At 69.5% G+C, this 21,921-nt stretch carries 18 protein-coding genes and 4 pseudogenes; 12 read left to right on the top strand and 10 right to left on the bottom strand.

Annotation, left to right across the window (positions count from 1 at the left end; genetic code table 11):
• Positions 1 to 138: 138 nt before the first annotated feature.
• Positions 139 to 729: a carboxymuconolactone decarboxylase family protein gene (locus ACZ60X_RS10320; protein ID WP_469595821.1), complete on the bottom strand. Its 591-nt coding sequence runs from the start codon at positions 727 to 729 to the stop codon at positions 139 to 141.
• A gap of 1,486 nt (positions 730 to 2,215) precedes the next feature.
• On the opposite strand from ACZ60X_RS10320, the gene ACZ60X_RS10325 reads away from it, so the two are divergent.
• Positions 2,216 to 2,938, top strand: a complete 723-nt coding sequence (locus ACZ60X_RS10325; protein WP_469595823.1) for a dienelactone hydrolase family protein — start codon at positions 2,216 to 2,218, stop codon at positions 2,936 to 2,938.
• A 201-nt stretch (positions 2,939 to 3,139) separates the two neighbouring features.
• Here ACZ60X_RS10325 and ACZ60X_RS10330 read toward each other — a convergent pair.
• Both ACZ60X_RS10330 and ACZ60X_RS10335 read right to left on the bottom strand, forming a co-directional pair.
• Positions 3,140 to 3,715, bottom strand: a pseudogene (locus ACZ60X_RS10330) (transposase family protein); the annotation flags it as partial.
• 211 nt (positions 3,716 to 3,926) lie between these two features.
• Positions 3,927 to 4,892, bottom strand: a complete 966-nt coding sequence (locus tag ACZ60X_RS10335) for an Lrp/AsnC family transcriptional regulator (protein WP_469595825.1) — start codon at positions 4,890 to 4,892, stop codon at positions 3,927 to 3,929.
• A gap of 115 nt (positions 4,893 to 5,007) precedes the next feature.
• On the opposite strand from ACZ60X_RS10335, the gene ACZ60X_RS10340 reads away from it, so the two are divergent.
• Positions 5,008 to 6,444: an FAD-dependent monooxygenase gene (locus tag ACZ60X_RS10340; RefSeq protein ID WP_469595828.1), complete on the top strand. Its 1,437-nt coding sequence runs from the start codon at positions 5,008 to 5,010 to the stop codon at positions 6,442 to 6,444.
• A gap of 1,235 nt (positions 6,445 to 7,679) precedes the next feature.
• Here ACZ60X_RS10340 and ACZ60X_RS10345 read toward each other — a convergent pair.
• The gene (locus ACZ60X_RS10345; protein WP_469595830.1) at positions 7,680 to 8,084 is read right to left on the bottom strand and encodes a nuclear transport factor 2 family protein; all 405 of its coding nucleotides are present in this window, start codon (positions 8,082 to 8,084) and stop codon (positions 7,680 to 7,682) included.
• Positions 8,085 to 8,225: 141 nt separating this feature from the next.
• Here ACZ60X_RS10345 and ACZ60X_RS10350 point away from each other — a divergent pair, with 141 nt between their 5' ends.
• From ACZ60X_RS10350 to ACZ60X_RS10365, 4 genes and pseudogenes are all read left to right on the top strand, one after another.
• Complete coding sequence (locus ACZ60X_RS10350) at positions 8,226 to 9,068, top strand: MerR family transcriptional regulator (protein WP_469595833.1); 843 nt, start codon at positions 8,226 to 8,228, stop codon at positions 9,066 to 9,068.
• Between the two features lie 257 nt (positions 9,069 to 9,325).
• Positions 9,326 to 10,177, top strand: coding sequence for a class I SAM-dependent methyltransferase (locus ACZ60X_RS10355; RefSeq protein ID WP_469595835.1), 852 nt, complete (start codon positions 9,326 to 9,328; stop codon positions 10,175 to 10,177).
• Positions 10,178 to 10,402: 225 nt separating this feature from the next.
• Positions 10,403 to 11,588 (top strand): annotated as a pseudogene (locus ACZ60X_RS10360) (IS256 family transposase).
• A gap of 206 nt (positions 11,589 to 11,794) precedes the next feature.
• Entirely contained in the window at positions 11,795 to 12,007 is a 213-nt protein-coding gene (locus tag ACZ60X_RS10365) for a DUF4287 domain-containing protein (RefSeq protein ID WP_469595837.1), read from the top strand.
• A 260-nt stretch (positions 12,008 to 12,267) separates the two neighbouring features.
• Here the strand turns inward: ACZ60X_RS10365 and ACZ60X_RS10370 are convergent, their stop codons facing one another.
• Positions 12,268 to 12,981: a class I SAM-dependent methyltransferase gene (locus ACZ60X_RS10370; RefSeq protein WP_469595839.1), complete on the bottom strand. Its 714-nt coding sequence runs from the start codon at positions 12,979 to 12,981 to the stop codon at positions 12,268 to 12,270.
• Positions 12,982 to 13,405: 424 nt separating this feature from the next.
• Between ACZ60X_RS10370 and ACZ60X_RS10375 the strand changes: the two are divergent.
• Together ACZ60X_RS10375 and ACZ60X_RS10380 are read left to right on the top strand one after the other, a co-directional pair.
• A pseudogene (locus tag ACZ60X_RS10375) lies at positions 13,406 to 13,645 on the top strand (histidine kinase dimerization/phospho-acceptor domain-containing protein); the annotation flags it as partial.
• Between the two features lie 490 nt (positions 13,646 to 14,135).
• The gene (locus tag ACZ60X_RS10380; protein WP_469595841.1) at positions 14,136 to 14,534 is read left to right on the top strand and encodes a carbonic anhydrase; all 399 of its coding nucleotides are present in this window, start codon (positions 14,136 to 14,138) and stop codon (positions 14,532 to 14,534) included.
• Here ACZ60X_RS10380 and ACZ60X_RS10385 read toward each other — a convergent pair.
• Positions 14,467 to 15,195, bottom strand: a complete 729-nt coding sequence (locus tag ACZ60X_RS10385) for a histidine phosphatase family protein (protein WP_469595843.1) — start codon at positions 15,193 to 15,195, stop codon at positions 14,467 to 14,469. The genes ACZ60X_RS10380 and ACZ60X_RS10385 overlap by 68 nt on opposite strands.
• 212 nt (positions 15,196 to 15,407) lie before the next feature.
• On the opposite strand from ACZ60X_RS10385, the gene ACZ60X_RS10390 reads away from it, so the two are divergent.
• Positions 15,408 to 16,166, top strand: coding sequence for a rhomboid-like protein (locus tag ACZ60X_RS10390; protein ID WP_469595845.1), 759 nt, complete (start codon positions 15,408 to 15,410; stop codon positions 16,164 to 16,166).
• A 594-nt stretch (positions 16,167 to 16,760) separates the two neighbouring features.
• Here the strand turns inward: ACZ60X_RS10390 and ACZ60X_RS10395 are convergent.
• On the bottom strand, positions 16,761 to 17,414 hold the full coding sequence (locus ACZ60X_RS10395; protein WP_469595848.1) for a CatB-related O-acetyltransferase: 654 nt from the start codon (positions 17,412 to 17,414) through the stop codon (positions 16,761 to 16,763).
• A gap of 107 nt (positions 17,415 to 17,521) precedes the next feature.
• Here ACZ60X_RS10395 and ACZ60X_RS10400 point away from each other — a divergent pair, with 107 nt between their 5' ends.
• Positions 17,522 to 18,154 carry a TetR/AcrR family transcriptional regulator gene (locus tag ACZ60X_RS10400; RefSeq protein WP_469595851.1) on the top strand — a complete coding sequence of 211 codons (633 nt, stop codon included), beginning with the start codon at positions 17,522 to 17,524 and terminating at the stop codon, positions 18,152 to 18,154.
• Between the two features lie 330 nt (positions 18,155 to 18,484).
• On the opposite strand, the gene ACZ60X_RS10405 is transcribed toward ACZ60X_RS10400, so the two are convergent.
• Complete coding sequence (locus ACZ60X_RS10405) at positions 18,485 to 19,051, bottom strand: dihydrofolate reductase family protein (protein ID WP_469595854.1); 567 nt, start codon at positions 19,049 to 19,051, stop codon at positions 18,485 to 18,487.
• A 287-nt stretch (positions 19,052 to 19,338) separates the two neighbouring features.
• Between ACZ60X_RS10405 and ACZ60X_RS10410 the strand changes: the two are divergent.
• Positions 19,339 to 19,481, top strand: a pseudogene (locus tag ACZ60X_RS10410) (type I-E CRISPR-associated endonuclease Cas1e); the annotation flags it as partial.
• Positions 19,482 to 19,508: 27 nt separating this feature from the next.
• Here ACZ60X_RS10410 and ACZ60X_RS10415 read toward each other — a convergent pair.
• Both ACZ60X_RS10415 and ACZ60X_RS10420 read right to left on the bottom strand, forming a co-directional pair.
• Complete coding sequence (locus ACZ60X_RS10415; RefSeq protein WP_469595856.1) at positions 19,509 to 20,045, bottom strand: hypothetical protein; 537 nt, start codon at positions 20,043 to 20,045, stop codon at positions 19,509 to 19,511.
• A complete protein-coding gene (locus ACZ60X_RS10420) occupies positions 19,976 to 21,013 on the bottom strand; it encodes a hypothetical protein (protein WP_469595859.1) in 1,038 nt (345 codons plus the stop codon). The genes ACZ60X_RS10415 and ACZ60X_RS10420 overlap by 70 nt, the downstream gene beginning before the upstream one ends.
• 111 nt (positions 21,014 to 21,124) lie before the next feature.
• Here ACZ60X_RS10420 and ACZ60X_RS10425 point away from each other — a divergent pair, with 111 nt between their 5' ends.
• Positions 21,125 to 21,460: a hypothetical protein gene (locus ACZ60X_RS10425; protein ID WP_469595861.1), complete on the top strand. Its 336-nt coding sequence runs from the start codon at positions 21,125 to 21,127 to the stop codon at positions 21,458 to 21,460.
• Positions 21,461 to 21,921 lie beyond the last annotated feature (461 nt).

A 21,921-nucleotide genomic window follows, 5' to 3' on the forward strand; every position in this document is an offset into this window, starting at 1 on the left:
CCGAACGGGGTGTAGAGGGTATCGGCCAGGGCGCTGGTGGCGAGGATGTCCAAGTCCGTCGACGCGCGGATGCGGTCCTCGGCGTACGGGGAAGGACGGGAACGGGGAGCGGCCCGTGGGACGCGGAGCCGTGCGTTCTCAGCCCGGGAGCGTGCGCGCCGCGATGGCCGAGGCGCTGATGGCTGCGGGAAAGCCCGCCTGGATCGCGATCTGCCTGATGAGCGCCCCGAGTTCGGCACGTGTCACCTCGTCGTCGACCTCGCGCCGCAGCTGCGCGGGCAGTTCCTCGGAGCGGTAGAGCGCCACGACCGCTGCGGCGGTGGCGATGCTGCGGTCCCAGGGACTGGGCGTGGGATCCGCCCATACCTCGCTGCACAGGGGGGTCCTCCACCATCTCGGTCGGGCATGGCGCGCGATGCTCGCGGCGAACAGCGGCGTTTCCCGCCGGTTGTGATCACCGGAGGCGGCCTGCCGTGCGGCCGCGGCCTGCTCGAAGGTCGATGCCTTTCTTCTCGTTGAACTCCCGGAACTCCTGGGTGGGGTGGCTGTGACCTGGTTGGTGTAAGTGATGGTGCCGTCGCCGTTGTCCGTGACCGACAGGTCCCAGATCACCTGGACCGTCGTCCAGCCGTGCGGAGTGAGCACGTCGGAGAGGGACACCGTGTGGCAGTGGTGCTTCTCGGCGATCTCGGTGACGTAGCGCTGGATCACCAGCCCGGTGCCGATCATCTCCACGTTGATCGATATCGGCCGGCCGTCGTCGGTCGTGGTGTAACCCGCCGCCTTGTGATCCGGGGAAGCACACCGCTGGTACTCCTTGTCCGGAAGGTTCAGCAGCCAGTCGGCGATGTCGATCGCCTCCCAGGGAGCGTCGAGCGGCGCGTGTTCCGTCGAGGTGGAGAGGAACAGATCGGTCAGGACCTTCTTCGGATCTGTCCTCGCTTGCTGGCCAGCCGGACGCCGCCGGTGGGGCCGCCCCGATGCGTACTGCTGGTCGACGGCCGGCTTGTCGATGTCACCGGACCGCGACCCGTCGACCGTCCTCCGGCCTTCGGCGGGGACAGGCCGAAGAAGTGGGACGGCCCGGAGGCCGTCGCGGGTTACAGCACCGGGATCACCGGCCTCACGGCATCGGACATGGCGTCTTCTCGCCGTCCTAGGATGCCATCACCCTAGAACCGGCGCACGGGCGGCACATGCCTGTCAGCGCATCGCCGATGTATCCACAGTGCATGAGCCCATCGCCGCGCTCGGAGAGCCACGGGCCACCCGAGCCGCTCGCGGTGCACGAAGGCATGCGCGCCGGCCCCGAGCACCGTGCACGCCGACCGCGTCGTCGAGGTGCGCGAACGGCTCTTGCGCGTCGTCCTCACGCCGACGGCCTGCAGAGCGTCCGGTGGGCACGCGTCATGCCTGCACGCCCCCGCCTCGCCATGCAGCGTCCCCCCAGCGGGGCGGCCGAAATGAGGACGCCGTCGATCGGCGAGGAGGCGCGCGGCTCCAGGAACGCCCTCAGCGGCTGCGACGGGCGTCGGCGCGGCGCGCCACAGCACTGCCTTCGCCTGGTCACTGCGGGCGGACGAAGCAGCGCGAATGCCGGCCTCGACCAGAGCGACATGCACAGCGACGTCGTTCGTGGCGCAGCGCACCGCGAAGTCGACGGTCGCTGACGGAAAGGCACGTTCAAGTCACGGCCTCAGCCCGCGTTGGCGACGAGGGCCCTGCCGGCGAGCAACTCGACGCAGGGGCGGGGCGCGCCGAGACGACACCGAGTGCGCGGACAGCCAAAGCAGTCGGGCAGCCCGTACCCAGGGTTTCCCATGCCGCCACGGCTCGCGGCCACATGACGGCGCAACGGCCGCTCCCGGCCGGCCACGGCCGCCGTACCGGCGGCGACCACCCGGGAGGTCCGACCGCACGCGAGTCTCCTCTCGGCGTCGAGCTGGAGCCGGGTGCAGGTGACGGCGAAGGCGTGCAGGGCGGCGGGTTCCGGGCGCCCAGTCAGGCGAGTCGCCCCGTGGCATCAGGCCACGGAGCCTCCGCGGAAACGCGTTGGCCGACCACGGCGACCACTGCTACATTTTCGGAGGCCGTGCGAGAGAACGAGGAGGTGGTACCCGTGAACGTATCGACATGGGTGCTCCCCTCCGGGGTCACGGTCGGGCGATAGGTCGTCCGGGAGCGCCGTTCAAGAGCGCTCCCGAAAGGCACGACCATGCACTTCACTTCTGAACAGCGCCTCGACGACGGCGTCGTCGAACGCGACTTCACCCTCGGCGAGATCCCCGGCACCCTGTGGATGCCTGCATCCGCCGCACCGGTCCCGCTGATCCTGATCGGCCACAACGGCGGCTTGCACAGGCGGGAATCGCGGCTGGTGGCCCGGGCCCGGCAATCCGCGGCGTACGGCTACGCGGTGGCCGCCATCGACGCCCCCGGTCACGGGGACCGGCCCCGTTCCGCCGTCGACGAGCAGGCTCGCGCCGACCTCCGCCGGGCCATGGCTGCCGGCGAGCCGGTCGAGGAGATCTTCGAGTCCTTCATCGGCCCACTGGTCGAAAAGGCGGTCCCGGAATGGCGGACCACCCTGGACGCCCTCCTTTCACTGCCCGGGATCGGCGGCCCGGTCGGGTACTCGGGGTGGACCGCCGTCGGCATTCGGCTGGCGGTGGTCGAGCCGCGCATCGCGGCCGCCGGCTTCTTCGCCGGGGGTTACGTGCCCCGCGCCCAGCGCGAGGAGGCCCGGCAGGTCACCATTCCACTGCTGTTCCTGCTGCAGTGGGACGACGAAGGAAATCCCCGGCAGCGGGCCCTGGAACTGTTCGACGCCTTCGGCACCAAGGAGAAGACGCTGCACGCCAATCTGGGCGGTCACGCCGGCGCCCCCTGGTTCGAGGTCGAGGACGGTGGCCGGTTCTTCGGCCGGCATCTGAAGTGAGACCGGGCCGTCAGGCCGGCAGCGGATGGTAGGCGCTCTCTGCCATTCCCGGTAGCCGGTTGGGGCGGCGCGTGCCCGGCACCCCACGCGCCGCCCGCGCCGGCTCTTCGCCGACCGGGACGGGAGTGCCCCATGGCACGGTCGGTCGCCGACCCGATCACCGACACCGAGCGGATCATCGCCATGTTCCGTGGTGCTGGGAGTGATTCGATCGGGACCGCATCGGCACTCACGGAAGATCCGCCACGACAGCAGTCGTGCGACGCTGTGCTCGGCCGGTGCCGGTGCTGTGGACGGCGATCGGTCGACGGTCTGCGAGCGGAAGTGAGATCGCGGCCCGGGGGTTGTCTGAAGGGTGTCGTCACCGATGGGCCGGCTCCCGCGTAGGCGCGGTCGGCGAGGATGGGAACGACCTGGCGTTCGCAGATCCGGGTGATCCGGTGGGCGCGAGCCGCAGTGAGATCGTCCGTGCGGCCGGGCATCGTCGGGGAGTCCGCAGCAGTTGCCCGACCGGGCCGGTCACCACCTGCACGTTCATCCCGTGTCGGCGATGCTCGTGGGAGGAGTCGGCCCGGCCGTCGCCGACCCGTCGACTCCGCCAGGTTCCCATCCAGCAGGACGTAGTGCGGGTCCGCCTCGCGCGGGCGCTCAGCAGGCCGGGTGCGCAGTCGGCGAGCAGATCGACGACGGCTGTCGTGCAGGCACCAGGCCGGCCAGGGCACGCTGGTGCGGCGGGAGGTTGCAGCGGCGGTCACCCTCGCGGATGACGATGAGCATCGTGCCCCACTCGATCAGGGCGTGCGGGAGAGCGAGTGCGGCGGCATACGGAACCGACGCGGCTCCGGCCTGCGGGTTGAGACTTCGACCACCTCCCCCGACGGTACGGGATGCCGGGCTGATCGGCGGGGCCACCGTGCGGCCAGGCGGTCGGTACAGCGCCGGAGCCGGTGACCCCCAACCGTGGCTTCGTACGCTGTCGGGTCGGTTCCTATGTCTGGTTCGCCGCCTTCTTGATGGTCCTGATCACTGGTGCCGTCTCGATGTGTGTGATGGATGGGAGCGCGGCGACCCGGGTGGTCAGGTACCGGTACAGCTCCCGCTGGTTCGTGCACACCACGCTCGCGTACAGGTTGGTGGGGCCGGTCGTGGCGGCGGCGAACGCGATCTCAGGATGCCCGGCGAGCGCCTGGCCGGCCTCCTCCAGGTGCGCGGGGGTGACCGAGAGCCAGAGCAGGGTTCGGGCGTTCACGCCGAACATGCGCCAGTCGACGTCGATGTCGAGATAGAGCAGGCCGTGTTCGCGCAGCTCCGTCATCCGGCGCCGGACCGTCGTCGGCGACCAGCCGGTCGCCGCGGCCAACTGCTCGAATCCGGCCCGGCCGTCGGTGGCGAGCAGCGCGAGGAGCTTGCGGTCACCGTCGTCGAGCCGCACCGGTCCCCGTCGATGCGGTAGCGCAGCCGGGCGCAGTCGCTCGATCGCCTCCGCGTCCAGCGACCCGAGCTTTCCGACCAGGTTGTCCGGGCCGCCGTAGAAGGCGTGCAGCACGGAGTGCGCGGTCACGCCCTCCACGCGGGGGGTGCGGGGGAGTTTGGCCAGCAGCAGTGCCTCGCTCTCCGCCTCGCTCTCGGCACGGACCACACAGGTGATCTCGGTACCGCCGGAGCTGAGGCTCACCCAGGACGTGTCGGGGCGTCTGGCCAGCGCCTCGGCGACCGGGAGCGACGCGGTGGGCGCACACCGCACCCGCAGGAACCACAGGACGGCGCCCAGCGCGGTCGGGTCGACCCCGCCCAGCACCCGTACCGCCCCGGCCGACCGCAACCGGGCGTACCGGCGGGCGATGGTGCGATCCGACACGCCGAGAACCTCGGCGATGGCGCTGAACGGGGCACGGCCGTCGATCTGCAGGGCGTGCACGAGCCGACGATCCAGTTCGTCGTAGTCGGATTCCACCGAGCCAAGGTTAGACGGTGTCAGATTCCGCCGCAGTTGGGCCGGTTTCTGGTTCGGCCGGCTCGGACGCCGGAGCGTTGCCCCTGTCCTGATCGACACAGCCAGAGGAGAGTCCATGGACACCGATGTGCTCATCGTCGGCGCCGGCCCGACCGGAATGACGCTGGCCAACGAGCTGATGCTGGCGGGGGTGTCGACCGTGCTGGTCGACAGGCTGTCGCAGCGCAGCGACCTGTCCAAGGCCGGCGGCGTGCAGTCCCGCACACTGGAGGCGCTCGACCAACGAGGGCTGCTGGAGCCCTTGCTGGCCACCGGAGATCACCCCGTCACCACTGGTCACTTCGCCGGTATCCCACTCCCGCCCCACTCCAACCGGCACCGTCTGCCATGGCGGTCCGTGCCACAGGTGGCCATCGAGGGATTCTTCGAGCAGCACCTCGCCGCGCACGGCCTCCAGGTCCGCAGGGACCACGAACTGGTCGGCCTCGCCCAGGACGACGACGGGGTCACCGCGGCCTTCGCCACCGGCGCCACCCTCCGCTCCCGATACCTCGTCGCCGCCGACGGAGCCCACAGCACCGTACGGTCGCTCCTGCGGGCCGGGTTCCCCGGTCAGCCCGGTACCTTGACGATCACCGCCGCCGACGTGCGGTTGGGCGGCGTCGATCCGGCCACGTCGCACACCTGGAACGAGGACGGGCACTGGGCGGCACTGTTCCCGCTGGGCACCGATCCGCAGGGCAGGCAACTGCGCCGACTGGTCCTGGGTGGGCCCGGCCGGTCACTGCCGAGGGAGATCCCCGTCACTGAGGACGAAATCCGCCACGGCCTGAACACCGTGTTCGGAACCCGGGTGCACCTGCTCGAACTGCGCTACGCCCGCCGCATCACCAACGCGTCACGACAGGTCGAGCAGTACCGGCACGGGCGCGTGTTCCTGGCGGGTGATGCCGCCCATGTCCACCTCCCGCTCGGCGCGCAGGGCATGAACACCGGTATGCAGGACGCCCTCAACCTCGGCTGGAAGCTCGGCGCCGCCGTGCACGGCTGGGCACCGAAGAACCTGCTCGACACGTATCACGCGGAACGGCATCCGGCCGGAGCCGCCGTATTGCGCAACGTCCGGGCACAGAGCCTGCTGATGGACTGGGCCGGCACCCGCGACCCGGACGTGCTGGCCACCCGGGAAATCTTCACGGCCATGGCCCAACTACCGGACGTCCAGCGGCATCTCGCCGACCTGATGTCCGGGATGGCCATCCGCTACCCGATGCCAGGCACCGAAACCCACCCCCTCGTCGGCCGGCCCGCACCGGACCTGGACCTCGGCCCGGCCCGGGTGCACGAACTGCTGCGGTCCGGGCACGGCATCCTGCTGGACCCGGCCGACACCTTCGCCAGGATCGTCGGCCCCTGGTCGGACCGGGTGGACCGGGCCGGCCGGGGGGCCGACACCGAGCCGATGCTCATCCGGCCGGACGGCTATGTGTGCTGGGCAGGTGCGGATGACCTGGAACCGGCGCTCGACCGCTGGTTCGGCGAGCCCCGCTGAGCCGACGTCCCCGGTGCCGGCCGTGTGGGGAGGCCCGTGGTCATCAGTGGGCGCCGGCGGTGACAACCACCGTGCTTCGGCTCACGCTGTTGAGCCGAAGCACGCCAGGTGCACATGGGCAGGCCTGTCGTCATCGGGGAACCGCACGCGGTCGTCGGTGCGGTCCCTCGGGCTTCTACGAGTCGCGGTCTGGCCCGATTCGGGTACGCCGGCTGTGATCACCGCCAGCTCCCGGAGGCGCTCCATCTCCGCCGAGGTGAATTCGCTGTTGAGTGCTGGCATAAATCGACGGTGCCTGAAAAGGTACCTAGCCGGGTGCCCATCCGGAGGTTGCCACGCACACGCGGGGAACACACGGCCCTGGCCGACGGACCAATCCCCGCAGGCGCGGGAGCGGACTCGCTGGCCTGAATCCCACCTCTTTCACCGACTCGGACATATCACCCGACACCTTCCAGTTGTCAGTTGCGGCCAAGCCCGGACTCGGCAGCAGAGAGACGGTGACTTGATCGCCCGTGGACTCCAGAGAAACTCGCGGGGCCCCGGCTGCAGTTCCGCGAATCCTCAGGTCGGCAAGGATGTGAGGGATCGTTTCGGGAGACGCGTGGCCGATCCGCAACGGCTCGTGCGCCCGCAAGATGAGTTTCCGGGAGTCAACGAGGAACTGCCGTCGTCCGCGCGGCAGATCCACGAGGAGGCATGGTGGGTTCGGGCGGGGTCATCGCATACGCCTTCCTGATCTGCACAATCCTGATGGTGCTGTTCTGTGTCTTCATCGGGTTCGGGACCTCCAGTGCTCTTCGCGCCCTGAGGTTTGGTGCTGATTGGGTTCGCCATCTACTGACCGGTCCCGGCGGCCCCGGACTGGGACGGGCCCCGACCCACGACTGGGCGACTGCGCTCAGCGGCGTCATCGCCGAGCGACAGCGCAGACCGGTGGTGTCACGGAACCGTTTACAAAGCCACCCGCGGGGACCATCCCCGCACCCGCGGGGACCATCCCCGCACCCGCGGGGACCATCCCCGCACCCGCGGGGACCATCCCCGCACCCGCGGGGACCATCCCCGCACCCGCTGGGAGCGGACTCACTGACCTGCATTCCTACCGCGTCGTTGGCCTGGGCTGCGGCATTCACGACTCCCCGGGCTCCGGGCCGCCTGGTGTGACGCCCCGCTGCGCGGAAGACTCGCAGCCGTGAGAGGCCATCGACCGCACCGGACGGCCCGACCGGACTCTATGCCTCGGGCAGCGGCTGGACGGTCAGGTGGTAGTCCTGCAGGATCCGGCCGTCGTCGTCCAGCACGAGGAAGACCCGGGCCGCGAAGGCCACCTCATCGACCTGAGGGCCCTTGGCGTACGTCAGCTGGATGGTGAACATGACGACGTCGTCGTGAACGGTGACGTGGTTGTCGGCGGTGACGTGGTAGTCGCCGGTGGCGACGAACAGCCCGTAGGCCTCCGCGACCCTGGCGACCAGGCCGGCGCGGCCGCGGAACTGGGCGGCTTCGACGAATTCGACGCCATCCGGGGCCCACAGCTCGGCGACGGTGCGCTCGCGTGCGGTCGGGTCCGGTTCGCCCCACACAGCGACGTAGCGCTGCACGATCCGGTCGACGTCGATTGCGGTGGCATGAGACATGACGGGTCAACTCCCTTGCTCGGTACGTGATCGGTGGCCGGGCTCCGGCCGTGGGCACCAGGCTCCCGGCGGCCGCCGCAGGAGAGTCAAGGCAACGGCTCCGCCGAACTCTCCCCCCGCGGGAGGCCGCACAATCGACGGATGACCGGCTACCTGTCGATCGGCGACTTCTCCCGCGCCACCCACATGACCGTCAAAACCCTGCGCCACTACCACGAGATCGGCCTGCTGGAACCGATCGAAATCGATCCGCAGACCGGCTACCGACGCTACTCGGCCGAGCAGATCCCCATCGCCCAGGTCGTACGCCGCTTCCGGGACCTCGGGATGCCCCTGGAGGAGATCCGGACCGTCCTGGCCGCCTCCGACGTTCCCACCCGCAACCGGCACATCAGCGCGCACCTGCACCGTCTGGAGCAGGAGCTGGACCGTACCCAACGCGCGGTCGCGGCACTGCGCGACCTCTTGTCACCGCCCGCCTCCGGCGATTCGCCCGCGATCGAGCTGCGCAGCGTCGGCGCCGTCCGGGCCGCGGCGATCACAGCGACGGTCGACGCCCAGGACGTCGGAGCCTGGTTCCAGGGCGCCCTCGGCGAACTCCTCGCGACCGTGGCAGGCCAGGGGTTACGGGAGACCGGCCATGCCGGCGGCGTGTACGCGGACGAGTTGTTCACCCTGCACCGCGGGCAGGCCACCGTCTTCGTGCCCTGCGACGGCCCCGTGCGGTCGGTCGGCCGGGTCGAACCGCTGCTCGTGCCGCCGGTCGAGCTCGCCGTGATCGAGCACTGCGGGCCGCCCTCCGAGGTCGATCGTGCCTACGGCGCGCTGGCTGCCTACGTCGCGCGCCACGCGCTCGCCGTCGACGGCCCGATCCGCGAGTACTACCTGATCGGCCGACACCACACGACGGACAGCGCACTGTGGCGGACCGAAGTCTGCTGGCCGGTCTTCCGTACCAGCGTCGCCGTCCGGAAGACAGCGTGATGGGCTCGTACGCTGGCACGCAGGTGCTGCCACAGAGCTCACCCGGGAGATGCTCGACTGGGCCGACGGCGTCCTGGCGATGGACGCCTCCGCACTCGACGTCCTCCGCGAGATCGCCACCGCCGACGTTCTCCCCAAGCTCGGCCTGAACCTCGGCGACAGCGATGTTCCCGACGCTCTCTCACCAGCAGACAGCCACCCTCCGCATGCCTCGACGTGCCGCGGCCAGCCATGCCCGAGGGCGTTAGGCTGGCGCGGTGACTGATGAGCAGGAGCGGGTGCAGCCGTCGGGAGTGTGGGCCACGGCGGTGGGGGTAGCCCGGGTGCGGGCGCTGGAGACCGAGCGGGAGGACGCGCTGTTCCGCGACCCGCTGGCACAGGCCTTCGCCACTGCCGGCGGCCTGTGGCCATCCTCACCGCCGCTGCCAGGTGACGCGGCCGCGCGACGCCGCCGGCTGGCCGTGTCGTTCTCCATCGTCATCAGGACGAAGTTCCTCGACGACCTGTTGAAGCAGGCCTCCGCGTCCGGGGTCCGGCAGGTCGTGCTGCTCGGCGCCGGCATGGACAGCCGGGCCTTCCGGATGGACTGGCCCGAGGGCACCCGGCTGTTCGAGGTGGACACCGCCGCGCCACTGGACTTCAAGGCTTCGGTGCTGCGCCGGGAGCGGGCCGTCGCGCGCTGCGAGCGGATCACCGTCGCGGTGGATCTGCGTGAGGACTGGCCAGGAGCACTGGCCGCCGCAGGGCACGACCCGGCGGTGCCGACCGTGTGGATCGCCGAAGGACTGCTGATCTATCTGCCCGAGGACGCGGTAGAACTGCTGCTGGCCCGGATCAGCGCGCAGTCGGCGGCAGGCAGCCGGATGGGACTGACATTGGGCTCGCGCGGCGTGATCGAGCGCTTCAGCGCAGACGCCGTGCCGGGATCGGCGGCGTCCATGTGGGTCTCGGAGATGCCCGACGATCCGGTGGGCTGGCTGGCCGGGCACGGCTGGGAGGCCGACTGCCACACCCTGCGCGAGCGCGCTGCCGCCTACGGCCGCCCGATCAGTACCCCGCCGCAGGGCGAGGAGCGGCCCGGCGGACTGATCTCGGCGGTTCGCCGGTAGAGCACATCCAGGCGGTCAAACTTCAGTTGCAATCGGGCAAGGTCACTGTCACAGGGGTGCGCCACGAGTGTCCTGTCTCTGTCGATCTGACCTCGCTCCCAGGTGATCTGGTCCGATTAGCCTGTGGTCTCGGGTGATCTGGTTCGCCTACGCGACCGAGCAATCCTCGAGACCTGTGGATCGAGCTCGGGGAGCATGCGAAGGGCGTACCTTCCCGAGTGATCGATTGATGGTCGTCGAGGAGGCCGGTGTTCGCAGCACCGGTCGAGGCACGCCCGGCTCAGCGTTGTCAACGACGACGGCACCACCGCCAACGGCTCCGCCCTGATCGACGAGATCGTTCGGAAAGGCGCAAGAAGGATGCTGGCCGCAGCGCCGGAAGCTGAAGTCAACGCCTGAACAGCCGAGTTGGCCGACCAGCGCGACAAGAACGGTCGGCGTCTCGTGGTCCGCAACGGCTGTCACCCGCCCAGGAAGGTCCCACCGAGGCCGGGGTGGTCGAGGTGATGGCCCCGCGGGTGAACGACAAGCGCGTCGACGAGGCCATGGGCGAGCGCAAGCGGTTCTCCTCCGTGATCCTGCCGCCGTGGTGCCGCAAGTCCCCGAAGCTCAGCGAGGTGCTGCCGCTGCTCTACCCGCACGGCCTGTCCTCCGGCGACTTCGTGCCCGCCCTGGAGCAGTTCCTCGGCTCAGCGGCCGGGCTCTCCCCGGCCACGGTACCGCGCCTGACCCGGCAGTGGCAGGCGACCACGTCGCGTTCATGGACCGTGACCTGTCGGAGGTCGACTACGTGTACGTGTGGACCGACGGCATCCACCTCAATGTCCGTCTGGAGGAGGTCAAAGCCTGCGTCCTGGTGCTGGTCGGGGTGTGTGCCGACGGCTCCAAGGAAGTGCTGGCGCTCAGGGAGGGCTACCGTGAGTCCGGCGAGTGCGGGGCCGATCTGCTGCGCGACTGCGCCCGCCGGGCATGCGCGCCCCGGTCCTGGCGGTCGGCGATGGCGCCCTGGGCTTCTGGAAGGCCCTGGCCGGGGGTTCCCCGCCACCCGCGAGCAAAGATGCTGGTTCACAAAACGGCCAACGTCCTCGCGCGATCCCCAAAAGCCGTCAAGATCATCACCGACGACGAAGCCGAACTGCTGGCGTACGTCGACTTCCCCGCCGAGCACTGGATCCACCTGAGGACCACGGTCCCGATCGAGTCGACTTTCGCCACCGTCCGGCCGCGGACCAAGGTCACCCGAGGCGCCGGCTCCCGCACCGTCGCCCTGGCGGTGGTCTTCAAGCTCGTCGAGTCCGCCCAGCAGAGGTGGCGGGCCGTGAACGCACCCCACCTCGTCGCGCTCGTCCGCGCCGGAGCCCGCTTCGAACGCGGTCAGCTCGTCGAGCGACCCGAGCTCAGCGCGCCCTGAGCCCACCTCAACTGATCCGCGAAATGGTCAATTACCGTACCCCCTCCGGGACACCGAGCGACTGTTCCCGCTTTTCAACCTGCCCCCGCACATCGACGAGCAGGAGGTGTGACGCAGCACACTTTGTTCGACCGATGATTCCGTCCGTGCCCCTCGGTCATACCCGCAAAGACACCGAAGCAACAAGCACAGACGGGATACCTGCCATGACCGCCACCGTGAAGGGCCCTGCCAGCTACTTCCCTTCCATCGAGAAGAAGTACGGTCGCCAGATCGCGGAGTGGAAGGACCTCATCCATTCCTCGCCTCTGACCAAGCACATGGAGATCGTGAACTGGCTCAAGGCCGAGCATGGGTTGGGCCACGGTCACGCCAATGCTCTCGTCGCGCACACCCTCGCCGAGCGGTCTGGCAACTGAGCTGCTCCGCATGGGAGGGGGTGGCTCGAGCGCACTCTCGTCAACGACGGGGTGTTGTTCTCGTGCCGTAATTGGGATGGGGCGAGGCTGCCCCTCGTCCTGTTGCACGGAACGCGCATGGGTGATGGCACGCCCAGGGACAGGCCCTGCTCCACCGCACCGATTCCTTAAACAGCCTCACCGACACCGCCCTTGCCGCGTTCGACGACTGGCTACAGCACGTCTCTGGAGCCTCGTGATCCACAGAATGCGACAATTGCTCACGTGACACTGGCGGTGCGGGTTGATGTCGCAGCGCGGCTTGTCAGCCAGCGGTGGTCGGCGGTTGCGCGATGCCGATGAAGTTCCCGGCCATGGTCCGGATGCGGACCGACCACCCCTGAGCGGTGAGGTCGTCGGTGAGTGTCTGGGGATCGTGGAATACCTTGACGATGCGGTACTGGCTGCCGTCGGCGAGTCGGCGAGTCGGCGAGTCGGCGAAGCGCGGTCGGGGTCGGCTGGTTCGCGAGGACGTCCTCGTAAGCGGCTGCGGCGGGGCCGTCGTCGATGAAGATCGCTTTGCCGCCCGGCGCGAGCGCGGTGGCGACGGTGCTCCAGAAGTCGGGTAGCCGTGTCGGCGGGACGTGGGAGAGCCAGAAGGCGAAGAACACGGTGTCGTAGCGTCGTGGTGGCTGCCAGTCGAACAGGTCGGCCTCAAGGAACTGGACGGTCGGGGAGGCGGTGCGCGCACCGGCGAGGGCCAGTACTTCGGGTGAGGCGTCGACAGCCGTCACCGACTGCGCCCGCGCGGCGAGTCGCGAGGTCCATTGGCCCGTTCCGCAGGCCAGCTCCAGCACATGCCCGGCAACCGGGAGGTCATCGACGGCAGCCAGTAGTTTCCGCAGGTCTTCGTACTGTGCGTAAGGCCGGTCGTACTCGGCCGCGCCGGCCTTGTAGTAGGCTATTTGCTCTGCCAGGAGAGCGTCGTCGTGCATGCGGGTTCCTCTCGTCCGGGTTCGCTCGGAGCCAAGTGCGTTCCGCTCGTCGGCTTGGTCGCCACTGACACTGTCGGCCTTCACCTCTGGGCAAGGTCAAGTGCCCTGAGGGAGGGGGTGGGAACGTCCTCGCCGACCGGCGGGCGCCACTCGCTCGGGTGATGTCTTCCTCGTCCGCGTCGGACGTCCATGTGGGGTTTGTCGGTCTTGACGGTGTCCGTGGCGACGGTCCGCTGGTCCGCTACTGGGGAGAGCCCTGCGAACGTGCCTCACTGGGCCGGAAGTTCATCACCGAGCTGACAGCGGACCTGGTCTCTGCGGTCCGCTCGGTGGCGGGACGGTCGTCAGCCTGGTGGCGAGGGGGCGGTCGTGAGGTCTGCATGTCCGGGACAGCTGCGTCTGGGTGACCGGGTCAGGTTCGAGGAACGGCGCCCTGCTGGCGCGCCAGGAGAACGAGATGCGGGTACGGCAGTTCGTCGCCGATGCCAGCCACGAGTTGAGAACGCCGCTGTCCTCCATCCAAGCGTATGAGCCAGAGGCCAACCGCCTGACAGTGCTGGTTGAGGACATGCTGCTGCTCGCCCGGTTCGACGCCGGCCGGCCGTTGCAGTTCGAGCAGACCGACCTCGTAACACTGGTCGTGGACACCGTCAGCGACGCCCGTTGCCGCTACCGAGGACAGCCGAAAGCCCACCTGCATAACGTACTCACGGCCACCGCCGACGCCTCGCTCGACGACTACCTCTCCCAGCCCACCAGGGATGGTGGGCTCGGCCTGTGGCCAGCGCCTTGTTTCTGGCGGTCATCCTCGGGTTGGTCATGTACCTCTCCGTCACCCCCGGGGAAGTCGCGGAAATGGGAACAGGCGACGGGGGCACGCCGTCGATGGTGCCTGGTGGCCGGCCGGTCGAGCCGCGCCGAGTGAGCGAAGAGCCTCGGGTGCTGGCGTGTGACCTGGATCCCGCGGGGATCGTGGCTCCGTTTGCAGGCCTCGTCATCGGAGGGACGCTGAGAGAGCGAGAGCCGCGGTGCAGGTGTACCGCGCCCGACGGAGGTGTCATGTACGAGCAAGGTCATTCGGGCCCTCGGACAGCGGCTCCGCCTCCAGCGGCCCATCCACCGCCTCCGCCACCACCACCCTGAGGGAAGCCCAGATGTCGGTCACCGACGAGTACCTGAAGAACAACGAGACCTACGCCGCCGAGCGCTTCCCCGGCCCCCTTTCGGGCCCGCCCTCCCGTCATGTCGCCATCGTCGCCTGCATGGACTCCCGCATGGACGTCTACGCCATGCTCGGCCTGCAACCGGGAGAGGCCAACGTCATCCGCAACGCCGGCGGAGTCGTCACCGACCAGGAGATCCGCTCGCTCGCCATCAGCCAGCGCCTCCTGGCCAATCGGGTGAATCTTCGGCGTCCTGTCATTCGGGGTGCGGCGGGCCATCCCGTACCGTCATCGACCGCGCGGCGCTCCCCGCGCGGGATTCTCAGGCGTCCCCGGGGAGCAGGTGCTGGCCGACCTGACGGAAGGCCCACGAGCCATGGTTGTGGGTGAAGATCCACAACAGGTCGAAGCGGTTCGGCCACGCCGTGGGCGCGCCACTGTGCGACGCGCCGAGGGCATTGACGATGGCCGGGATGCGCGAGTGCTCCCAGCAGATCAGGACCGGTTGGGAAGCGGAGAGCGCGGCCTCGGCCAGTGCGGCTTCCTGGGACTCGGCGGGGGTGGTGTCCAGGGTGATGCCCATGTGCCGGGCGAGCGGTGTGACGGTCTGCCGCATCCGGTGGGCGCCGGCGAGCGGGCCCTGGTCCGCGGCGGCGTAGATCGTCCGCGGACGCACGACGCCGGGTTTCAGAGGCTGACCATGGGGCGGGTCGAACAACGCCGGCAATGCCCTGGCCCGCTCCCAGCCGCGCCGGGTGAGGGACTTGGCGTCCGGACGGCCGTTCTCGTCGATGCCGGATTCGTTCTGGCTTGGCTTCTCCCCGTGCCGGATGATCATAATGGTGGTGTCGTCGGCGACCCGGACCCGGGTAGCCGACGCGTCGGTGGGCTCGGATGCGGCTTCGTGCGCGTGCTTGCCGCCGCAGCCCGCAAGGACCGCGGGCGCGGCCGCCGCCAGCGCGGCCAATGCCCCACGCCGACTCACCATGGCGCGACCGACGCCGCTACCGCCCGGCGTCCGCGCAACCCCTTGCGTCCGGCTCTCCACCATGCGAACTCCTTACCGCGCTTCTCGGGCCACTGATCGTCGCGGAGCACTACAGCATCGTTTGGTGAGAACCCCTCTCATGTTTGGCCGCCGTCGGAACCGGGCGCGGTGGCCGACGGTCTCTTCCCGGGAAGGGCGGGCACATCGCCCTTGAGTGTCCGATCGCGGGTGACAAGCGTAGATCAAATGCGTACGAAGGCAGGGAAATGAGGGCTGTGGAGACGTTGAAGCGGCGGCTGCCGGGCACCGTCGTATACGTGACGGCCCTGCTGCTCACCGCATGGTGGCTGAAGGGACAACCGGCAGCGGAACAGGCCCGCTTCATGCGCCACAACAGCAGCAACGTGCACCACCTGGATGTCGGCAAGTGGTGGACCCTGTTCACGAGCGGTCTGGTGGTCGACGGTGTACCGGCCCTGGTCGGTATCGCCGCGGTGGCCGGGGTCCTGGGATGCGCCGAGTGGCGCTGGGGGACGCTGCGCGCGTGCGGAGTCTTCGTCTTCGGTCACCTCACCGCGACCCTGCTCACCGAGGGTGCCCTGTGGCTGATGCACGTCGCCCATCTGCCAGGCGTGCCCACCCGGACCCGTGACGTGGGCATCAGTTACGGCCTGGTGACGACCGCCGCCTGCCTGCTCGCCCTCACCACCGGCCGGCTCCGCCGCTATGGCCTGCCTCTGCTCGCCGCGGCGCTGACCGCCGCGCTACTGTACGACCAAGCGCTCGCGGACGTAGGCCACTTGGTTTCCCTCGCGCTGGGCTCCCTCGCTGCCCGCACGGCGTGGCTGCGCGCCCCGTCCGGCCCCCCAGTACGCACGATGCCCGTCGCACCTGATCTCGCCGCCGCACTGCCGAGCGGAAGTGACCCGGTGAGGAACGAGGGCGTCGGTGCGCGGGGTCCGCTGCGCTGGACCAGGGCGTCGACCCCCCGCTCCACGCCGGCTGGGTTGCAGGAATCGGCCGATGTGACGTAGCGATGGCCATCGGACAGGCGCCGAGGCCCCTCGGCGGCCGCGAGCGGGCAGGAGCCGATGCCGCCCGATGCAGGACCCCTGGCGGCGGTGGTGCGGACACGGCGGACGGCTTGTGCCGGCGGACCACCGTAGGTCCGCACGGGCAGCCGCAGTTGGCGGTGTGGTCCAGGACGGCGGTCGGGAGCCGGTTGGCGAGCGGCGTAGGGGCGCCGAAGTAGCGGCCTGCAGCGCGGCCGCATCCAGCGCCGGAAAGGAGGGCGCAGCGGTGGAGCGCGTGCCGGCCGTAGCCAAGGCCTGCGGGCCGAAACCGGAACCGAGGCCGACCAGGGCCGTACCAGCCAGATCAAGAGCAGCGACACGATGGGCGAGCTTTGTCACCTGTCTCCCTGTTAAATCGCTTCGGCCGAACGGTCGTTGTCCATGTGACCAATATCGTTCTGCCGCCGCTGCTCCGGGTATCGGGATCACCCCTGAGCCCCCCGAGACCAACCCCGAGAGAGTGTTCGGGCCGCCCCTGACCTCGCCCTCCCCGGCGGATGCACCGACGGTCGCCCACCAGTGGCCACGCGATGCCGTCGATCCGCTTCTGCGCTGTCACGCGGTGACGGCTGCCGCGATCCGCTCGATGTCGGCGGGAGTGCCCGCCATGATGGTGCGCACGTGCTCGGTGACCAGTTCCACCGGCCAGTCCCACCACGCCGCCCGCAGCAGCCGCTCGACGTCGGCGTCCTCGTAGCGGCGGCGGATCGGACGAGCGGGGTTGCCGCCGACCACGGTGTAAGGCTCGACGCCAGCGGTGACCACCGCGCCGGCTGCGATGATCGCGCCGTCGCCGATGTGCACGCCCGGCATGATCAGCGCCTGGTAACCGATCCAGACGTCGTTGCCGACCACGGTGTCGCCCCGGCTGGGCATGCCGGTGACCAGGTCGAGGGTCCGTTCCGTCCAGCTGCCGCCGAACATGGTGAAGGGGAAGGTGGAGACGCCCATGGTGGGGTGGGCGGCGCCCGCCATCAAAAAGCGGGTGCCGGCGGCGATCGCGCAGTACTTGCCGATCACGAGTCGCTCGGGCCCGTAGCCGTAGAGCACGTTGCGGCGTTCGAACTCTGTCGCGCCATCCGGGTCGTCGTAGTAGGTGTACTCGCCGACCTCGATCCGCGGGTCGGTGACCAGCGGGCGGAGCAGGACCACCCGGTCATGCTCGGGCAGTGGGTGCAACGCCTCGGGGCTCGGGATCGATGCGGTCATGACGGGGATCCTTCCTCTGACTGCGCCATCTAATGCGACCGATGTCGCGTTAATATCCTGACAGCAGACTCACCCACATGCAAGCCTTAACGCGACTGGAGTCGACTTTGACTGAGAATCGGAAGACACCGAAGGGTGGGAAGACAGGCACCAGGCCCGGAGGACGAAGCGCCCGGGTCCGCGCCGACGTCGTCGCCGCGACCCTCGCCGAACTCACCGACCACGGCTACGATCAGCTCACCGTCGAGGCGATCTGCCGCCGCGCCGGCGTCCACAAAGCCACCGTCTACCGGCGCTGGGGGGGCATCGACGGCCTGATCGCCGACGCACTCGCCCTCTCCGCCGACCAGCCCTGGCCGATCCCCGACACCGGAAGCGTGGACGAGGACATCCAACTACTCACCCACGAGATCCACGCCACCTTCACCGACCCCGAACTCGGCGCTGCCCCGACGGCCCTCATCAGCGCCGCGTTCCGCTCCGACCAGGGCGCAGCGGCACTCCACGCCTTCTTCACCGCCCGCCACCAGCAGGCCGCCGAAGTCGTAACCCGCGCGGTGGCACGGGGCCAACTCCCCAACGAGGTCGACCCGGTAGAACTGATCCGGGCCGCCACCGCCCCGCTCTACCACCGCCTCTTCATCACCGGCGAGCCCCTCGACGAACACGCAGCCCATCGCTCAGCCGCCTCCGCCCTGCTCGCCGCCCGCGCCGGCCTCTTCAATACGACAACACCCTGATCCCGCTCACCAGCATCAGAGCCGAAGCCCGCAAGCGGCGACCCGGACCGCGCTACTCGGTCATGCCCTCGGTGTACAAGGCGGCCTGGTCGCCCATACATCCGGGCAGGGTGGCGCCCGTATCCCGCACGACTGGCGGTTCGCTGAGGTGGTGAACTTGACGGTGTTCTGTTCCTCTTGCCGAGAAGAACGTTGCAGAGCGCGGAGGGCGATGAAGTTGACCCGATTCGGGAAACGCGTCGCTGCAGCCGCCCTGACGATCCCGGCTGAGGAAATGTCACGACGGTGAGAGGGAAGACCCAGCCAGGCCGTGAGACAGCGGGAAGCTGCTCAGCGCCTCGTCTCGTACCTGGTCAGGACCACGCCGCCGGGAAACGTCCGCGTCTCCACCAGGTTCAGGTTCACCCAGCTGTCCAGCGCAGTGAAGAACGGCGTACCGCCACCCACCAGGACCGGATGGGCGGCGATCACGTACTCGTCGATCAGCCCGGCGCGCATGGCCGCCCCGGCGAGCGTTGCGCCGCCGATGTTCATGGGGCCGCCGTCCTCGCCCTTGAGTCGGGTGATCTCGGCGATCGCGTCGCCGGTGACCAGGCGGGTGTTCCAGCCGACCTTGCCGATTGTTGAGGAGAACACCACCTTCGGCGTGTCCCGCCAGTTCCGCGCGAACTCGATCTCCGCCGGGGTGGCGCCCGGCTGCTGGTCACCGGTCGGCCAGTAGGAGCTCATCGTCTCCCATAGCTTGCGCCCGTACAGCGACAGGCCACTCGCCTGCTCGTGGTCGAGCCACCACTGGAACAGCTCATGGCTCGGCGGTCCGCTCCAGCCGATGTCGTCGCCTGCCGCGGCGATGTAGCCGTCCAGGGTCAGGTTCATGCCGTAGATCAGTTTCCGCATGGCCCAGCCTTCCGTCCGTGGGTGTCCGGCGTACAGACCAGCGCGGCGCGGGAAACTCATCGGTGCGCGATCTGGGCTCGCCGGTAGTCCTCCTGCCCTCGGCTCAGCGTGGTGTACTCGGCCGACACGGGAAATCCGCCTGATCTCGAGCTCGCCCTCGCCCTCGCCCTCGCGAGGAAAATGCCACAGATTGACACTGATCAGGGGTGACAAGGCCGTGAGACGGCCGAGAACGTCCAGGTCACGCAAGATCGACATGTCACGAACAGCGAGGCCCTACAGCTCGACTGGGCCGCGAAGGCCGCCGTGTCAAGGACTGCTACCGCACCCAGGCCCAGTGCACGGCATTCCCCGGCATGGGCGTCGCTACACCCCCGGCGACTTCGCCTCCGGAGACCCGGTCAACCAGGCCATCACCGCTGCCGCTCAAGGCAATGGTTCGGCGTATGGTTCTTGGTCACGCCGTCCGATTGATCCCGCACCGGCCACCACGGCCCGGCGGGCTGCGGCCCGCAACGACGCGGCTTCGACCTGGTACCGGGCCGGCCTGCTCGCCGGCATGGTGGACGGCGAAGTACCGCGCAAGCTCCTCCTTGGCGGCTGCCTCCTCGAACTCGGCGCGCGCCCGCGTCCGCGCGATGCCGACGGCCATCGACTCGACGTAGCCGGGACTGCGCAGCTTGCGCCTCTCTTCGTGGATCAGCTGGTCGTATCGCGAGAGGACGTCGAGCGCGATCGCGACCGCCTCGGCCCGGAACTGCAGCCGGTAGGCGTCCACCGCGGCGACGAAGGCCGCTGCGTCGGTGAACCCATGGCGCTTGAGCGACTCCTGGAAGCGGACGGTCGTCGCGTTCCACTCGTCACGGAGAGCCGGGTAGACGCCGACTTTGGGCCCGGTCCGGATCGCCCGCGCCCGCACCGCGTTCAGGGCCTGCCAGACCAGGTACAGGTCCTCGCACCCGAAGATAGCCGCCGCGGCCGCCTCGGTACGCACGGCCTCTGCTCCGCGGGCCTCTGCGGCGCGCAGGTACCGCTCGATCGTGGCCTCCAGCTCCGCCCAGCTCGCGCCGCGTTGAGCGGAGTGTTGGCCAGCAGCACGACCTGGACGTCGAGCTTGTCGACCACGGTCAGCCCGTCGTCCCACTGGGGTGAGGCGTAGTCCACCGGAACACCCCAGACCACGGTCGGCGGCGGCGTCTGGGCGAACGCGGTGCGGACCGCGCGCAGGAGGTCGCCGTCGCTCTCCTGGGTCACCTTCGCCCCCGTGGGGTATGCGGCGCTCAGCGGGGCGTCCAGGGGTGAGGGTGAACGCGGCGGGCGCGGGCGGGGCAGGCGGAGGATTCGGTGGAGGGTTGGGCGGGGCGGAGGAACGGGCGACTGCACCAGGGCGACGGCGGTCACCGTGTGCACCTCCGACACCTTGTCCGTGGTGAACCGCACCAGCCCGGGCGCCGGAACGCTCGCCGACACAGTGACACTGGTCGCGCCCTTGGCCGCGTCGGCCGACAGCGTGGCCCCGCCGAGGGCCTTGAGGTACTGCGCGGCTGCCCCCGGCGCAGTGAATTCCTTGGCGTCCGAGGCCGGACTTCCGAACCCGCCCCTGCCGACGATGGCGATATCTCCGAAAGCCCTGACCTCCGGCGTGAACAGCTCGCTGCTGGCTTGGACATCGATGTACTTGACCGGCATCGACCGCTCCTTACGTGCTGACGAAATCCCTTCGAACGCCGCCACGAAGCCGTCGGCGGCGAGCAGGTCGTTCGTCTGCTTCGCCACTGCGACGGGGTCGGCGGCCCGGAGCGCGGCCTGGGTAAACACCGCCAGCCACGCGCTGGCGGCCAGCAGGGCCCCGCCGTCGTACTCCTCGGTACGCGGACGGGTGGCGTCCAGCGCCTGGCGGCTCTGGACCAGCCGGCGCAGCGCTCCGGCGAGGTCGAGGTCCGGGAAGAAGAGCACCGACACGCGCAGCCGGTACCGGCGGGCGGGCGCGCTCGGGTCGAAGCCCTGTGGCTGCGCATAGTGCAGCCGGTACAGCCGGGGAGCTCCTCCTGGCGTTCCTGGTAGTCGGCGACCTTGGCGAGGCGCATCAGCTCCCTGAGGTCGAGGAAGGCGAACCGGGCGACGAACTCCGCCTGGGAGAGCCCTGACAGCTGCTCGGAGGCCAGGGACTCCAACGCACCGTCGGTCAGCGCGACCCTCGCCGTGACCAGGGTGTCGAGCGCCAGGTCGATCCACAACGGCGGTGCAGGTGCCGGAAGTTCGAGGACTGCGCGCGCCTGGGCGATCTCCGGCAGCGGCTTCTCCCAGTTCCCCCGCACCGTCACCGGCGCACTCACCGGCACCCGGAAGGTGGTCGAGGTGACCTGTACGTCGTCCACGAACCGCACCTCCAGGGAGCTGGGCTCGTAGACCGCGGCCAGCAGGGACCGCTCCGCGCACGGTTCGGATCGTCCGGGGGCGCAAGCAGTTCCTGGACCCGCGTCGGATCCAGGTACCGGATCATCAGCTGGTCGGAGAAACCATTCATGGTCGTTCCCTGCGCGTCACCTACCCGTGCACAGCCCGGACTGTCAGCTGGGTGCGCGCCTGGAACCGGGGCCGCACAGTGGGTCTCTCGGGTCGAGCTGCGGACACGGGAGGCTGCCCAGCGGATCCGGAGGGCACGGTCGGGCGACGCTCCGGACCAGATGCTCTGCTCACCCACCACCCTACGCTGCCCATCGGGAAACAGCACCCGCTCCCCGGGATCCACGAAGCCCGGCTCGTCCAATCCAGCGGCCGTCGGTATTCGCCGCCGCCCTCGGATCCGGAACCACGAAGACGTCGGAACAATTTGCCCGCTCAACTACTCACGTTTCAAGCAGCCCTTG

Source organism: Streptomyces sp. NPDC104106, assembly GCF_055584345.1.

Bases quoted from the DNA above. Each gene is read 5' to 3' on its own strand.
- ACZ60X_RS10320 (WP_469595821.1), bottom strand. From the start codon at position 729: ATGATCGGCACCGGGCTGGTGATCCAGCGCTACGTCACCGAGATCGCC.
- ACZ60X_RS10325 (WP_469595823.1), top strand. From the start codon at position 2,216: ATGCACTTCACTTCTGAACAGCGCCTCGACGACGGCGTCGTCGAACGC.
- ACZ60X_RS10340 (WP_469595828.1), top strand. From the start codon at position 5,008: ATGGACACCGATGTGCTCATCGTCGGCGCCGGCCCGACCGGAATGACG.
- ACZ60X_RS10345 (WP_469595830.1), bottom strand. From the start codon at position 8,084: ATGTCTCATGCCACCGCAATCGACGTCGACCGGATCGTGCAGCGCTAC.
- ACZ60X_RS10350 (WP_469595833.1), top strand. From the start codon at position 8,226: ATGACCGGCTACCTGTCGATCGGCGACTTCTCCCGCGCCACCCACATG.
- ACZ60X_RS10365 (WP_469595837.1), top strand. From the start codon at position 11,795: ATGACCGCCACCGTGAAGGGCCCTGCCAGCTACTTCCCTTCCATCGAG.
- ACZ60X_RS10370 (WP_469595839.1), bottom strand. From the start codon at position 12,981: ATGCACGACGACGCTCTCCTGGCAGAGCAAATAGCCTACTACAAGGCC.
- ACZ60X_RS10380 (WP_469595841.1), top strand. From the start codon at position 14,136: ATGTCGGTCACCGACGAGTACCTGAAGAACAACGAGACCTACGCCGCC.
- ACZ60X_RS10385 (WP_469595843.1), bottom strand. From the start codon at position 15,195: ATGGTGGAGAGCCGGACGCAAGGGGTTGCGCGGACGCCGGGCGGTAGC.
- ACZ60X_RS10395 (WP_469595848.1), bottom strand. From the start codon at position 17,414: ATGACCGCATCGATCCCGAGCCCCGAGGCGTTGCACCCACTGCCCGAG.
- ACZ60X_RS10405 (WP_469595854.1), bottom strand. From the start codon at position 19,051: ATGCGGAAACTGATCTACGGCATGAACCTGACCCTGGACGGCTACATC.